Here is a 14,569-nt window from a genome sequence, read left to right as displayed (position 1 = left end):
TTTACAATATAAAAAACTACTCATTTTTTGAGTAGTTTTTTTGTTATATTCGTTTCATAAAAAACACATTATGAAGCAATTCTTTATTTTATTTTCAGTCCTACTATTCACAGAGTCTTCCTATCATTCTCAAACCCTTCAAAATAAAAGAAGCGCTACAGATAATGTGAAAATTATTATTCTGGGGAATGTACAGGATGCCGGCTCTCCTCAGATCGGATGCCGTAAAGAATGCTGTGTGGATCTCTGGAAACATCCCCAGCCCGACAGAAAAGTATCTTCTCTGGGAGTCATCGACGACGAACTGCAGAAAAATTATATCTTCGATGCCACCCCGGATTTCACTCAGCAGCTGCAATTCCTGATGGAGCATTCAGCTGATCCAAAGAAAGCCGTGCCTGATGGTATTTTTATTACCCATGCCCACATCGGACATTATACAGGTCTTATGTTTTTGGGGAAAGAAGGTATGAATTCCAAGGATGTCCCCGTCTATACCATGCCCCGTTTAAAAGAGTTCTTTGAAAACAATGGCCCATGGTCCCAGCTGGTCCGTTTAAATAATATTATTCCCTATGAGATGCAAAATGAAACACCAATAAAGGTGAACTCTCATTTAGAGGTTACTCCTATACAGGTTCCTCACCGTGATGAATATTCGGAAACAGTAGGTTTCATCATTAAAGGTCCTCATAAAAAGGCATTATTCATTCCGGATATAGATAAATGGAATAAGTGGAAATACCATATTACAGATCTCATAAAAACAGTAGATTATGCATTTCTGGACGGTACATTTTATGATTCGGAAGAAATAGGCTACAGAAATATTGAAGATATCCCGCACCCCTTTGTAGTGGAGAGTATGGAACTGTTTAAAAGCCTGCCGCCTGAATATAAAAAAAGAATTTTCTTTATCCATTTTAACCATACCAATAAAATTTTAAATCCTGATAGCAGACAGAGTAAACAGGTTATTGAAAAAGGTTTTAATATAGCACGCCTGGGAGACGAATTTGACTTATAATTGCAATCAGTTTCTTTATCAGACTGTAATAAAAACCCTGCTGCTGAATATCAGGAAATAAAAATAATAAAGACTTTGTTTACATATAAAAAAACAACTCCTGTTTTGGGTAGTTTTTTTGCTATCTTTGCTCACCAGATTATTAATCAGTAAAGTATGAAAAAGATACTTGTTCTGGCCTGCACAGCAACTTTTCTATTTTCATTCAGTCAGAAAACAATGAATTTAGAATATAAAAGTTCGCCGAAAGTTTTCAGCATAAAAGGATTATCTCAATCGGTAAGTATTGATTGCGGAAATTCCAGAATGATTTTGCTATCCGGACAGGTTCCTCTGGACACGGAAGGCAATCTTGTGGGAAATACGATTGAAGAGCAGACCCAGCAGGTTTTCAAAAATATTGAAAACATCCTGAAAGAATATGAAGGTACAGGAAAAGATATTATCAAACTGGTCATCTACACCACAGACATCAAAAAAACACCTGATTTCAGAAAAGTAAGGGATTTGTATGTCAATCTTCAGAATCCTCCCGTAAGCAGCCTTGTAGAAGTGAGCAGGCTTTTCAGAGATGATGTGTTGATAGAAGTAGAAGCCACAGCAGTGATTAAAAATAAATAAGAATAAACTAAAACTATGAGTTGGTTTAAAAATATTTTCAAAAAGGAAGAAAAGGAAACCTTAGATAAAGGATTGGAAAAATCCAGCCAGGGATTCTTTGAAAAAATGACGAAAGCCGTAGTCGGTAAAAGCAAAGTAGATGATGAAGTTCTGGATGATCTGGAGGAAGTACTGATTGCTTCCGATGTAGGTGCCTCTACCACTATCAAAATTATTGAAAGAATTGAAGAACGTGTTGCCAGAGATAAATATGTAGGCGTCAACGAACTTGACAAAATTCTCCGTGAAGAAATTTCGGGATTATTGCTTGAAAATCCACATGCCGGTACGGGAAATATAGACACTTCAAAAAAACCATATGTCATTATGGTAGTAGGAGTAAATGGAGTGGGAAAAACAACAACCATCGGAAAACTGGCTCATCAGTTCAAATCGGAAGGTAAAAAAGTAGTTCTTGGAGCGGCTGATACCTTTAGAGCGGCTGCCGTTGACCAGCTTGTTATCTGGAGCGAAAGAGTGGGTGTTCCCATTATAAAACAGGAAATGGGATCGGATCCTGCATCTGTAGCTTTTGATACGGTACAAAGTGCTGTAGCTCAAAATGCAGATGTTGTCATCATCGATACTGCAGGAAGACTTCACAACAAGATCAACCTGATGAACGAGCTTTCCAAGATCAAAAGAGTGATGCAGAAAGTAATTCCTGATGCACCTCATGAAATTTTATTGGTGCTTGACGGCTCTACAGGGCAGAATGCTTTCGAACAGGCAAAACAATTTACAGCAGCAACGGAAGTAAACGCGTTGGCAGTAACAAAACTGGACGGAACAGCCAAAGGAGGTGTTGTTATCGGTATCTCCGATCAGTTCCAGATTCCGGTGAAGTATATCGGTGTAGGCGAAAAAATGCAGGATTTACAACTTTTTAATGGTACGGAATTTGTAGACTCATTCTTCAAGAAAAGATGATTTATATCATGTTTTCCCTTATATTAGTAACAAATCATTTTTAAAATATTAACAATAAAAAAATTTGCAACTATGGGAATTATTACATGGATCTTATTCGGTCTTATTGCAGGTGCTATCGCTAAAATGATCATGCCTGGAACTCAGGGAGGAGGATGGCTTATCACTATCATCCTGGGAATTCTGGGAGCATTTGTAGGAGGAGCTATAGGAGTTTACGTTTTACACTGGGGTGATGTCACTTCATTCTGGAATCCGAGAAGCTGGATTCTCTCAATCGGAGGCGCTTTAATCATTCTCTGGATTTATGGAATGGCCACAAAGAAAAGCTGATAGTAACGCTGATAAAAAATAAAATCCCGGATCTGAAATTTCAGGTCCGGGATTTTTGTATACAATATAAAATTTAGTTAGTTGTTGATTCTGATCTGATAAGGCATTTCCATTTTCACCTCAGACTGTAGTTTTTTGTTTGTGATCTGCTGTAAAATCTCATAGTTGGACTTCCCTATCTTATTTTTAATAATTCTTGCCGAAACATCTTCCTCATTCAGGTCTTTAAAGATTTGTTCGAACGGGGTCATTCTCTTAGGGAAAGCCTCTACGTGGTAAGATTTCATTCCTGCTTTCTGAGCGGCAAATTTCACAGCATCAGCTAAAGTACCCAATTCATCCACCAATCCAATTTGCTTGGCACGAACACCACTCCATACTCTACCGCCTCCTACATTATCAATCTGCTCAAAAGTTTTCTTTCTGTTCTGAGTTACAAAATGTACAAATCTCTTATAGGTACCTTCCACACTTCTTGTCATCATATTGACTCCATAAGGGGTCACTCCGTTTAATCCTGAATAATACATAGAGTTGGCATTGGTAGAAACAATATCCGCACGAATCCCGTTTTTAGCAGCAATATCTTTATAGTAAGGCATCACCCCGAACACTCCGATAGAACCGGTAAGTGTATTAGGCTCTGAATAAATTTTATCTGCAGCCATTGCTACATAATATCCTCCTGATGCTGCATAGTCTCCAAAAGAAACGATCAGTGGCTTTTTCTTTTTCAGCTGCTGTAATTCAAATAAAATTTCATCTGAAGCATTGGCACTTCCTCCCGGAGAGTTGATTCTGAACACAACCGCTTTCACTTTATCATCCTCCTGAAGTTTTTTGATGTACTTCACATATTTCTCGGAATGAATATCATTGTATTCATCTCCGTTATTAATAGATCCCGAAGCATAAAGTACAGCGATCTTTTCACCGGATTTATCTTCATCCGCATAAGAATTGATATAGCTTGTCAAAGAAATCTTGTTCAGCTTTTCTTTATCTTTTACATTAAGCTTCGCTTTCAGAAGATCTTCATATTCGGATTTCTGGATCAGCTTATCCGCAAGTTTATACTGTAAACTCTGCTCAGGAATCATTCCGTATAAGCTGTCTGTAATTGTTCTGAACTGAGCAGTATCAATTTTTCTTGAAGCAGCCATTTTATTGGATGTATTTTTCCAAAGATCATTCAAAAGAGTACTTAACTGTTCTTTATTTTCAGGAGAAATATCATTTCTTAAAAAGGGTTCTACCGCAGACTTGAATTTACCGTGACGGATTACTTCGATTCCGATTCCGTATTTATCTGCAAAATCTTTGAAGAAAGTAACCTCAGTAGAAAGACCTTTTAATTCGATCATTCCTGCCGGATGCAGGTAATATTGATCAGCAACAGATCCTAAATAATAAGCAGACTGTGATACTCCGTTTCCATAAGCGTATACAAACTTTCCGCTTTTCTTGAAATCCTCAATAGCATTTCTAAGATCATCAATCTGTGTAAGGCCTGCAGACAAGTCATCAGCTTCTATACTGATTCCTTTAATATTATCATCAGTTTTTGCTTTGTTGATAGCCTCTAATGCATCATATATAAGAATACTTTTATTTTGGGCGCCTATCCCGAATAATCCCATCTCTTCTTCGGTAGGACTATCGATGATACTGGTCTTTAAATTAATCGTAAGAACTGAGTTCTTTTTCACCGCCACCGACTTATCATTCCCCATTGCACTGAACACAAGCATCATGATGAAAAAGATGAAAAATAGAGCGCAAAGTATGATAATTGCGACTATATTTGCCAAAACATTTTTGAAGAAACTTCTCATAAATCAATCAATTTTCTAATATGTCGCAGCATAAGGTCGTTTTGTTACTGGGAAGTAACTTAGGAGAGCAAAAAAAAAATGTAGAGCTTGCATTAAAAAAAATCAGTGAAGCCGGAAATTACATTTCACAAACCAGCGAATTTTTAATGTCTGAGCCTGTAGAGTTTGCCAGTTCCAATATTTTTTGTAATATTGCAGCAATAATATTCACACATCTTTCACCCATTCAACTGCTTGATTGTATTAAGAATATAGAAGTTGAGATGGGAAGAATTAATGATTCAAAAGTATCCGGTGGTTACACAGACAGGATAATTGATATTGATATCATTAAGTATAATGAGTTGAATTTTAAATCAGAAAGATTAGAAATCCCTCATAAAAAACATCTTTTTGAAAGGGATTTTTCCAGGATATTATTAAAAGATTTTATTTAAAACATAAAACATATTGTATGAAATTAGGTTTATTATTATTGGCTACGTCATTGCCAATTGCAGCTTTCGCACAGAACAGCGGCACAACAGTAAACTCTTCCACAGAGTACCCTAATACATTCTCCTCAGGTTCCGCTAATGTAAAACCCTTTGACAACAAATCCAGACGTTTCAGAGACTGGTCTATTTCTGTTGGAGGAGGTCCTGCATTTATGGTACACTCCGATTTAAAATCTATCCGCAAGGATAAGACTAATTGGGGATACAATGCTTACGTAAGCGTGGACAAACAAATCACACATGCATTCGGGCTAAGCCTTATGTATATGAGAGGAGAAACAAAACAGACAGCCCAGCTTCCTGGTGCTGAAGGTGTAAAATCAGGAATAGCTACTGCAACAACACAGTTTGACAACATCTCTTTATTGGGGGATATCAACTTCTCGAACTTATTCAGAAGAGTAGACAACCACTCTCCATACAGATGGGCTTTCCACGGATATATGGGTATCGGTCTTCAGGGATTCAGAACGTCACTGCATGATAATGACGAATTCAGATGGAGCAATTCTCCAAGAAGAACTCCTTTATTCATTAAACAGGACATTGATATCAACTCTATCTTCTATCAGGGAGGTGTGGGAATCAAGTACAATGTTTCAAAACTTATTGACGTTGAGGCAAGAACCATGTACATTATCAGTGGTGATGATGAATTCGATGGCGGCGGATGGGCAGATCCTAATGATTATGATCCTTCCACTCCAGGTTCAAAATATAACATGTTAAATTCCAGAAGATCTGATAACGCCTGGACAGTAAGTTTAGGAGTATCTTTCAAACTAGGAAAGCACGAATCTCATCTGGCATGGCATGATCCGCTTCAGGAAGCTTATTACAGAACCAGCGTTCTCGAAAATGCAAGTACTGACCTTGTTGTCTGCGAAAAAGGAGATGCAGACAATGACGGAGTATGCGATGACTGGGACAGACAGCTTGATACTCCTGCAGGAGCAAGAGTAGATGGAGCCGGAGTTGCTTTGGATATGGATCTTGATGGAGTTATTGACCTTTACGATAAGTGCGTAACTGTACCAGGACCTGTTGAAAATAACGGATGCCCGATTAAATAATTAAAACAGTCTTACAATTCTTTTACAAAAAGAAATCAAATAATAATACACGATGAAATTAAGTTTAGCAATTGTTGCATTAGCTTTGGCAATTCCTTCTGCCGCTTATGCACAAGACTCAACAGCAGTTTCGAATGGAAAATATCCCAATACATTTTCCTCAGGATCTGCCAATGTTACACCATTTACCAACCAATCCAAGAGATTTAATGATTGGTCTGTTTCAGTAGGAGCAGGTGTTCCGCTTCTGCAGTCAGCAGATTTAACCTCTATCAAAAATGGTAATGGTAAAAACCTTTTTGGCTATTCAGCGTATGTAAGTATTGATAAAGCGATTACCCATGCTTTTGGGATCAATTTACAGTATGACAGAGGTGAAACCAGACAAGGATGGTTCAATACTAAAAATGCAGCACCGGATGCAACAGCAGTAGGGGCAAGAACTCAGTATGACGCGATCTCTATCTTAGGAGATATCAACTTCTCAAACCTGTTAAGAAGAGTTGACAACCATTCTCCTTACAGATGGGCACTTCACGGATATGCAGGTATCGGTACTATTGCATACAGAGCATATCAGAAAGACGGAAGCAACAGACAGAGATTGATGACAGAAATCAAACCTTTCGAATTAGGTTCTATGTTCTTTCAGGCTGGTACAGGTCTGAAGTTCAAAGTGAACAGAAGAATCGATATTGAAGGTAGATTAATGTATGTGGTAACCGGTGATGATGAATTTGACGGTGGAGGTGATGCTTACAGCACTATCAACAAGCGTTCTGAGCAGGTTTCAGACAACTTCTTCAACGCTACTTTAGGTCTTTCTTTCAAACTAGGTAAGCACGAGTCTCACGTAATGTGGCATGACCCGCTTCAGGAAATCTATTATAAACTTGATGTACTGGCTAACAAAAACCAGGATATTGAAGTATGTAAAAAAGGAGATGCTGATAATGATGGTGTATGCGACGATTGGGACAGACAGCTTGATACTCCTGCAGGAGCAAGAGTAGATGGTGCCGGAGTTGCGCTTGACACTGACTTAGACGGTGTAATTGACCTTTACGATAAGTGTGTAACGGTTCCAGGACCTGTTGAAAACAACGGATGTCCTGTTGTTAAAGATAATAAGCAAACTGCTGTAGAAGTAGAGAAAACCCTTAAAGATATTTATTTCAACTTTAATAAAGCAACCATCAGACCTGAATCTAATGAGAAACTGGATCTGGCTGCTTCAATTATCAAAGAAAACGGAGGTAATTACCTGTTAACAGGACATACCGATATCAAAGGAAATGCAGCATACAACCTTAGATTGTCTAAAGAAAGAGCAGCAGCTGTAGTTGGAGCTCTGGAAAACAGAGGCATCAATGAAAATGTGCTGAAATCAAGAGGAGTAGGTTCTGCTGAAGCTACTATCCCTGCATCAGCTTCAGATGCTGAAAGAATGGCGGACAGAAAAGTTACTGTAAGATTTATAGAAAGTTCAGAATGGGATTCTATCAAAAAGAAAGACTATGAAAATGCTCCTGTAAAAAAAACAGTCAAAAAAGCTCCCGCTAAGAAAAAGAAGAAATAATTTCAAATACTTCATAAACCGAAAAGAATTGTTCTTTTCGGTTTATTTTTTTTCTACTACGAATTTTTTTACATACCTTTATCATTATTTTCAGGACAATTGTACAAACACATTAGTAATCAGTACGTTTGTTTTGAAAAAAATTAACACAATATCACTTTTTAGCGTAAAAAATCATTTAAAATAACTTAACTTAAAAAAATAACACTATGAAATTAAGTTTAGCAATTGTTGCATTAGCTTTGGCAATTCCTTCTGCCACGTATGCACAAGACTCAACGGCAGTTTCAAAAGGAGAATATCCTAATACATTTTCTTCGGGATCTGCTAATGTTTCCCCATTCACCAATCAATCTAAAAGATTTAACGATTGGTCTATTTCTGCCGGGGTGGGTGTTCCACTTCTTCAGTCTGCGGATTTAACCTCTATCAAAAATGGTAACGGTAAAAACCTTTTTGGATATTCAGCGTATGTAAGTATTGATAAAGCGATTACCCATGCTTTTGGGATCAATTTACAGTATGACAGAGGTGAAACCAGACAAGGATGGTTCAATACTAAAAATTCAGCACCGGATGCAACAGCAGTAGGAGCAAGAACTCAGTATGATGCGATCTCTATCTTAGGAGATATTAACTTCTCAAACCTGTTAAGAAGAGTTGACAACCATTCTCCTTACAGATGGGCACTTCACGGATATGCTGGTATCGGTACTATTGCGTACAGAGCATATCAGAAAGACGGAAGCAACAGACAGAGATTGATGACTGAAATCAAACCTTTCGAATTAGGTTCTATGTTTATGCAGGCTGGTACAGGTCTGAAGTTCAAAGTGAACAGAAGAATCGATATTGAAGGTAGATTAATGTATGTGGTAACCGGTGATGATGAATTTGATGGAGGAGGTGATAAATACAGCGCTATCAACAAGCGTTCAGAGCAGGTTTCAGACAACTTCTTCAATGCTACTTTAGGTCTTTCTGTTAAACTTGGAAAACATGAATCTCACTTAATGTGGCATGACCCGCTTCAGGAAATCTATTATAAACTTGATGTGCTGGCTAACAAAAACCAGGATATTGAAGTATGTAAAAAAGGAGATGCTGATAACGACGGGGTATGCGACGATTGGGACAGACAGCTTGATACTCCTGCAGGAGCAAGAGTGGATGGTGCCGGAGTTGCGCTTGACACTGACTTAGACGGTGTAATTGACCTTTACGATAAGTGTGTAACTGTTCCGGGACCTGTTGAAAACAACGGATGCCCTGTAGCAACAACAGGACCTGTAGTAGAAACAGAAACTAAATTGGAAGGAATTGAGTTTGATTTGAATTCTGACAGAATTTTACCTTCAAATACTCCAATTTTAAATAATGCAGTAAACTATATTAATTCTTCAAATGGTTCTTACAATGTAATCGGAGCTACAGATACAAGAGGTACTGATGCTTACAACCAGAAACTATCTGAAAGAAGAGCAAACAACGTTAAGAACTATCTGATCAAAAATGGTGTTCAGACAGGTAAACTACAGGCTATAGGAAAAGGTGAAAAAGACCTTAAATATCCTGAATGTGAACCGGCAACGAAGTGCCCTGAATGGAAAAACAGAGCCAACAGAAGAGTATACTTCGAAGCTAAATAATAAACATATTGATACATTATATGAAAGTCACGCCCTGCGTGACTTTTTTTGTCCTAATTCTTTCCTTATTTTTACAACATGATTTCTCCGCAGGATTTTCAAAAGCTAAAATATGATACTCTTAAGTATTTCTGGGGTTATACCGACTTCAGAGATTCTCAGGAAGAAATTATCAATGCTGTAATCAATGAAAAAGACACCCTGGTTCTCTTACCTACAGGAGCAGGAAAGTCTTTATGTTATCAATTACCAGCCTTACTGAAAGAAGGAACCTGCCTTGTTGTTTCTCCTTTGCTGGCATTGATGAAAGACCAGGTTAATCAGCTTAAAGCGCGTGGTATAGAAGCAGAATATCTTTCCTCCGAATTGGATGAATATGATGCTGAAGCCATTTATGACCGCTGTAAAGAAGGACTTACCAAGCTGCTCTATGTTTCTCCTGAAAGGCTTACCAATACTCAGTTTATTCAAAATATGGAAGAAATACAGCTATCCTTCATTGCCGTTGATGAAGCACACTGTATTTCAGAATGGGGACAGGATTTCAGGCCCAGCTACCAGAATATAAAAGGATTCAGAAATAATAACCCGGAGATTCCCTGCCTTGCCTTGACTGCAACTGCAACTCCGAAAGTGCTGGAAGAAATTAAAAATAAACTGGAACTGAAAAATCCTTTTGTTTTTCAAAAGAGTTTCAAAAGAGAGAATATTAAAATCTTTACAGATGAAGTATCTGATAAATTTCAACGTGTTTTTGATATTCTAAAATACAGCAATGATTCCGGAATTGTTTACGTAAGAACAAGAAAAGAAGCTGAACTGCTGGCAGAATTTCTAAAGAAAAATCAACTGAAAAATGTAGATTATTTTCATGCCGGTCTCACAACCAAAGAAAAGAATGCAAGACAGAATCTTTGGAATAACAGTGACAATCACGTTCTTATTTCTACCAATGCCTTTGGAATGGGTATTGACAAAGATAATGTCCGTTTTGTCATTCATTATTCTCCCGCTGCATCCCTTGAAAACTATTATCAGGAAATCGGAAGAGCCGGAAGAGATGGCAAAGACAGTTTTGCCTTCATGCTCTGGAACAAACAGGAACTATTGAATTTTGATCAGGTTTTAAAAAACCAGACTCCCAACAAAGCTGAGTTTTTGAAAATCGTTAGTTATCTCTACTCTATTTTTCAGGTAGCTGAATTTGAACTTCCGGAAAAGACATTTCAACTGAATCATCTCAGTATACAGAATTTTACAAAACTATCGAAGGCCAAGATCAACAATGTACTCAATTTTCTGCACAATCAGGAAATTGTTTACTACAATGATAACAAAAGTCTGTCTTCGCTCGAACTTTTTATTAAAGCTGATGAGATTGACCAGTTGCCACAAAAAGATGGCCATTTCATAGAACTCCTTTTCCGTACCATATCAGGAATTACTACGCACAAAGTTATGTTCAGCGAACAGCAGGTCAGCAACAAAATCAATATCAGTGTTCCTTTAATCAAGGAACGTCTGAAAGAGCTGCAGCAAAAGAATTACCTTGAATATATTGACGGAGCATTAGCCAGTATTAAATTCCTCAAACCCCGTGATGAAAGAGCTGTGAACAGCGCTTACTGGAAATTATTTGAACATATTCAGAGGAATAAAATCCAGAAATGGGAAGAGATGAAGTTTTACGTAGAAAATAACGACTACTGTAAAATGAAACTAATTCTTGCTTACTTTGGTGAAAAAAATTCAAAAAACTGTGGACAGTGCTCTGTCTGCGAAAAAAATAAGCAGTCTATCTTTGGGAAAAATATTTCCCAGCAGATCATTAATTTATTAGCTAAAAAATCGGCTACTATTGAAGAACTGTCTATCCAGCTCAGCTATCATTCCAAAGAAAATATACTGGAGAATCTGATTTTTCTTTTGGATTCAGGAAAGGTAAGAATGCTGAATTTCAGAACGTATGCGCTGAATCATGAGTAATGAGTAATATGCAATGAGCAATGAGCAATGATTGATAAATATTATGACCCTCAACCTGCCTAAATCTCAAAGCTCATACTCTAAAACTCTCCTACCTTCAAACCCTGATATTTTCCGACTCTCAGATCAAAAACTTATCTTTGCATTATGAAATCATTGAAAGTCGTTTTTTTAGGAACTCCTGAGTTTGCAAAAACCTCTTTGGAGGCCATCCACCAATCTCACCATCAGGTAGTAGGTGTTGTAACTGTAGCTGATAAGGCAAGCGGACGCGGACAGAAAATTCACCAGTCACCGGTAAAAATCTATGCAGAAGAAAATAATATTCCTGTTTTTCAGCCAGAAAAGTTGAGAAACCCTGAATTCCTGGAAGAACTTAGGAAACTGGATGCTGATGTTTTTGTAGTGGTTGCCTTCAGAATGATGCCTAAAGTGCTTTTTGAGATGCCTAAAATGGGAACTTTCAATCTTCATGCTTCACTGCTTCCTGATTACAGAGGTGCTGCACCCATCAATTATGCTGTAATCAACGGAGAAGAAAAAACCGGAGCAACTACATTCTTTATTAATGAAAAAATTGACGAAGGAAATATTCTTCTTCAGCAGGAAATGGAAATTTTACCGGATGAAAATGCAGGAAGCCTTCATGACCGACTCATGGAAATGGGCTCAGGCCTTGTGGTTAAGACATTGGATGGTCTTGCCGAAAATGCTATTGAAGAAAAACCTCAGCCCCATGTAGAACATCCTAAAAATGCTTATAAAATTTTCAAGGAAGATACGAGGATTAATTGGGAACAGCCTTCAAAAACTATTCATCAGTTTATTCTGGGAATGTCTCCTTATCCTGCAGCCTTCACTACTTTAAAGATTGACAACGAAGAAAAAGGATTAAAAATATTCGGGGGTAAATTTGAACTTTCTGATCACGGAAAACCAGCCGGAACGCTGGATATTTCAAAAAATGAATTTAAAATTTACACTCAGGACGGGATCTACTACCCTCTTGAACTTCAACTGGAAGGTAAAAAAAGAATGATGGTAAAAGATTTTCTGAATGGCTTCCGAAACTTTGACGGAATTACATTAAGCTAAAATAGACTATTATCAAACATAGAAAAAGTCCCGAAAACATGTACCAATAAACTTTCGGGACTTTTTATTTTTTTCGGTCATCAGCTTTTACTGACAATTTTCTTTCGGATTCTGCTTATAAATTCCGGAGTTACTCCCAGATATGCTGCAATCTGAATATTCGTTAAACGGTTGGCTGTCTGTGGATAATCTTTTAAAAACTCAACATAACGTTCATCAGAAGGCTTGCTTAGATTATCAATAATTCTACGCTGTAGTGCAATAATTGATTTTTGAAATTTAAGCCTCATTAATCTTTCAATCTCCGGCATTTCAGTATACAGTTTTTCTTTGTCTTTTTTGGGAATAAGAAGGATTTCACTATCCTCAAGCGCCTGAATATTGAGTTTTGAGGGAATACGGTTTACAAAACTATCAATATCGGAGATCCACCAGTTTTCAATTCCAAAATACAATATCTGTTCGGCTGCATTATGATGGGTATGAAAAACTTTAAAACATCCGCTAACGACAAACCCTTCAAATTCGCAAATTTCACCTTCTTTTAAGAGGAATTCTTTTTTCTTGATTTTCCTTAAACTGAAAGCACTGCAGTATTTCTCCAGCTTTTCATCTGAAATTTCAATATAGCCCCGGATATGTTTTTTTAAAGATTCAGTCATGGTTTAAAAAATAAAAAAGGTTTAGAAAAATCCTAAACCTTATATTTTATATTACAAACAGTCAATTAATGTGAAAACAATTCACTATTGACCATTCATTTTTTATAGTTGTACCATCTCCGTAACCTCTACATCATATCCTCCAACCTGAGGTTTGATATTAGGGTTTTGAGTGATTACTTTAAACTTGTTGATTCCTAAATTCTTAAGGATCTGCGTTCCGATTCCATAATCTCTGTAGTTGTAGGCCAGTGTAGGATGCTGCTCCTGACCGTCCTGATAGTTCAGGAACTGCTGAAGTTTTCTCAATGTATTTTCAGAATTAGAAACATTGTTGATGAAAATAATAGCTCCTTTTCCAGCCTCATTAACCATATTGGTTACTTTTTCCAAAAGGGGTTTCTCCCCATTATTTAATCTTGTCAATACATCGAAATAAGAATCTGAAGACTGTACTCTTACCAAAACAGGCTCATCTACTGTCCATGATCCTTTTGTCAGCGCAAAGTGGATCTGGTCATTGGAAGTTTCTCTGAAAGCATAAAAATCAAAATCACCGTAATGTGTTTTTACTTTTTTCTCTTCAAGTCTTTCTACAAGATTTCCTTTTTTAAGCTGATAATGGATCAGGTCTTCGATAGAAACGATTTTCATATCGTGTTTTTGCGCAAAAGCGTGAAGTTCCGGCAGACGGGACATTGTACCATCTTCATTCATGATCTCGCAGATCACTCCTCCTTCTTTCAACCCTGCTAAATTGGTGAGATCGATAGCAGCTTCAGTATGTCCGGCTCTTTTCAATACCCCGCCTTTTCTTGCGCGAAGCGGGAAAATGTGGCCAGGTCTCATAAAGTCTGTAGGCTTGGATTTTTCATCCATCAGTGCCAAAATTGTTTTTGCTCTGTCACTTGCAGAAATTCCGGTAGATGTTCCGTTACCCAGAAGGTCAACTGATACGGTGAAAGCAGTTTCCTTAGGATCGCTGCTTCTGCTTACCATCACTTCAAGTCCAAGTTCATCACATCTTTTTTCAGGAAGCGGCATACAGATCAGCCCTCTTCCGTGAAGAGCCATAAAATTGATAATTTCCGGCGTTGTCAGTTCTGCCGCGCAAAGAAAATCACCTTCATTTTCTCTGTCTTCATCATCTACTACTATGATTATTTTACCATTTCTAAGGTCTTCGATAGCCTCTGGAATAGTATTTAATTTAATATCGGACATTTTTACTTTTTATTTGTGC

At 37.5% G+C, this 14,569-nt stretch carries 12 protein-coding genes and 1 pseudogene; 10 read left to right on the top strand and 3 right to left on the bottom strand.

Annotation, left to right across the window (positions count from 1 at the left end; genetic code table 11):
- The first annotated feature begins 70 nt into the window (after nucleotides 1-70).
- The 4 genes from AB1278_RS04985 (at nucleotide 71) to AB1278_RS04970 (ending at nucleotide 2,950) form a co-directional block, all read left to right on the top strand.
- On the top strand, nucleotides 71-1,027 hold the full coding sequence (locus AB1278_RS04985) for an MBL fold metallo-hydrolase (protein WP_343643337.1): 957 nt from the start codon (nucleotides 71-73) through the stop codon (nucleotides 1,025-1,027).
- Between the two features lie 156 nt (nucleotides 1,028-1,183).
- Nucleotides 1,184-1,648, top strand: a complete 465-nt coding sequence (locus AB1278_RS04980; protein WP_202841223.1) for a RidA family protein — start codon at nucleotides 1,184-1,186, stop codon at nucleotides 1,646-1,648.
- 15 nt (nucleotides 1,649-1,663) lie between these two features.
- Nucleotides 1,664-2,617, top strand: a complete 954-nt coding sequence (gene ftsY / locus AB1278_RS04975; protein WP_076595870.1) for a signal recognition particle-docking protein FtsY — start codon at nucleotides 1,664-1,666, stop codon at nucleotides 2,615-2,617.
- A 72-nt stretch (nucleotides 2,618-2,689) separates the two neighbouring features.
- Entirely contained in the window at nucleotides 2,690-2,950 is a 261-nt protein-coding gene (locus AB1278_RS04970; protein WP_034694983.1) for a GlsB/YeaQ/YmgE family stress response membrane protein, read from the top strand.
- A gap of 77 nt (nucleotides 2,951-3,027) precedes the next feature.
- Here AB1278_RS04970 and sppA read toward each other — a convergent pair whose 3' ends face one another.
- Nucleotides 3,028-4,785 carry a signal peptide peptidase SppA gene (gene sppA / locus AB1278_RS04965; protein WP_429812789.1) on the bottom strand — a complete coding sequence of 586 codons (1,758 nt, stop codon included), beginning with the start codon at nucleotides 4,783-4,785 and terminating at the stop codon, nucleotides 3,028-3,030.
- 20 nt (nucleotides 4,786-4,805) lie between these two features.
- Between sppA and folK the strand changes: the two genes are divergently transcribed.
- The 6 genes and pseudogenes from folK to fmt all read left to right on the top strand — a co-directional run bounded on the left by folK (nucleotide 4,806) and on the right by fmt (nucleotide 12,664).
- Nucleotides 4,806-5,222, top strand: a complete 417-nt coding sequence (gene folK, locus AB1278_RS04960) for a 2-amino-4-hydroxy-6-hydroxymethyldihydropteridine diphosphokinase (RefSeq protein WP_202841227.1) — start codon at nucleotides 4,806-4,808, stop codon at nucleotides 5,220-5,222.
- A gap of 17 nt (nucleotides 5,223-5,239) precedes the next feature.
- Nucleotides 5,240-6,346: pseudogene (locus AB1278_RS04955) on the top strand (OmpA family protein); the annotation flags it as partial.
- A gap of 61 nt (nucleotides 6,347-6,407) precedes the next feature.
- A complete protein-coding gene (locus AB1278_RS04950; protein ID WP_429812786.1) occupies nucleotides 6,408-7,934 on the top strand; it encodes an OmpA family protein in 1,527 nt (508 codons plus the stop codon).
- 209 nt (nucleotides 7,935-8,143) lie between these two features.
- A complete protein-coding gene (locus AB1278_RS04945) occupies nucleotides 8,144-9,583 on the top strand; it encodes an OmpA family protein (RefSeq protein WP_202841231.1) in 1,440 nt (479 codons plus the stop codon).
- A 78-nt stretch (nucleotides 9,584-9,661) separates the two neighbouring features.
- Nucleotides 9,662-11,569 carry a RecQ family ATP-dependent DNA helicase gene (locus AB1278_RS04940; RefSeq protein ID WP_202841233.1) on the top strand — a complete coding sequence of 636 codons (1,908 nt, stop codon included), beginning with the start codon at nucleotides 9,662-9,664 and terminating at the stop codon, nucleotides 11,567-11,569.
- A gap of 147 nt (nucleotides 11,570-11,716) precedes the next feature.
- Entirely contained in the window at nucleotides 11,717-12,664 is a 948-nt protein-coding gene (gene fmt / locus AB1278_RS04935) for a methionyl-tRNA formyltransferase (RefSeq protein ID WP_202841235.1), read from the top strand.
- A gap of 80 nt (nucleotides 12,665-12,744) precedes the next feature.
- On the opposite strand, the gene AB1278_RS04930 is transcribed toward fmt, so the two are convergent.
- Nucleotides 12,745-13,326, bottom strand: a complete 582-nt coding sequence (locus AB1278_RS04930) for a Crp/Fnr family transcriptional regulator (protein ID WP_411413488.1) — start codon at nucleotides 13,324-13,326, stop codon at nucleotides 12,745-12,747.
- 102 nt (nucleotides 13,327-13,428) lie between these two features.
- Nucleotides 13,429-14,550, bottom strand: coding sequence for a 3,4-dihydroxy-2-butanone-4-phosphate synthase (gene ribB, locus AB1278_RS04925; RefSeq protein WP_137905592.1), 1,122 nt, complete (start codon nucleotides 14,548-14,550; stop codon nucleotides 13,429-13,431).
- Between the last annotated feature and the right edge of the window lie 19 nt (nucleotides 14,551-14,569).

It is taken from the genome of Chryseobacterium sp. NRRL B-14798, assembly GCF_050470705.1.
Lineage (GTDB): Bacteria > Bacteroidota > Bacteroidia > Flavobacteriales > Weeksellaceae > Chryseobacterium > Chryseobacterium cupriresistens.
Note: the sequence above shows the minus strand (reverse complement) of the source record. Positions and strands in the feature narration are given on the sequence as shown.

What these genes read in the sequence shown, in the direction of transcription:
- AB1278_RS04985 (WP_343643337.1), top strand. Translation starts at nt 71, where the DNA reads ATGAAGCAATTCTTTATTTTATTTTCAGTCCTACTATTCACAGAGTCT.
- AB1278_RS04980 (WP_202841223.1), top strand. Translation starts at nt 1,184, where the DNA reads ATGAAAAAGATACTTGTTCTGGCCTGCACAGCAACTTTTCTATTTTCA.
- ftsY (WP_076595870.1), top strand. Translation starts at nt 1,664, where the DNA reads ATGAGTTGGTTTAAAAATATTTTCAAAAAGGAAGAAAAGGAAACCTTA.
- AB1278_RS04970 (WP_034694983.1), top strand. Translation starts at nt 2,690, where the DNA reads ATGGGAATTATTACATGGATCTTATTCGGTCTTATTGCAGGTGCTATC.
- sppA (WP_429812789.1), bottom strand. Translation starts at nt 4,785, where the DNA reads ATGAGAAGTTTCTTCAAAAATGTTTTGGCAAATATAGTCGCAATTATC.
- folK (WP_202841227.1), top strand. Translation starts at nt 4,806, where the DNA reads ATGTCGCAGCATAAGGTCGTTTTGTTACTGGGAAGTAACTTAGGAGAG.
- AB1278_RS04950 (WP_429812786.1), top strand. Translation starts at nt 6,408, where the DNA reads ATGAAATTAAGTTTAGCAATTGTTGCATTAGCTTTGGCAATTCCTTCT.
- AB1278_RS04945 (WP_202841231.1), top strand. Translation starts at nt 8,144, where the DNA reads ATGAAATTAAGTTTAGCAATTGTTGCATTAGCTTTGGCAATTCCTTCT.
- AB1278_RS04940 (WP_202841233.1), top strand. Translation starts at nt 9,662, where the DNA reads ATGATTTCTCCGCAGGATTTTCAAAAGCTAAAATATGATACTCTTAAG.
- fmt (WP_202841235.1), top strand. Translation starts at nt 11,717, where the DNA reads ATGAAATCATTGAAAGTCGTTTTTTTAGGAACTCCTGAGTTTGCAAAA.
- AB1278_RS04930 (WP_411413488.1), bottom strand. Translation starts at nt 13,326, where the DNA reads ATGACTGAATCTTTAAAAAAACATATCCGGGGCTATATTGAAATTTCA.
- ribB (WP_137905592.1), bottom strand. Translation starts at nt 14,550, where the DNA reads ATGTCCGATATTAAATTAAATACTATTCCAGAGGCTATCGAAGACCTT.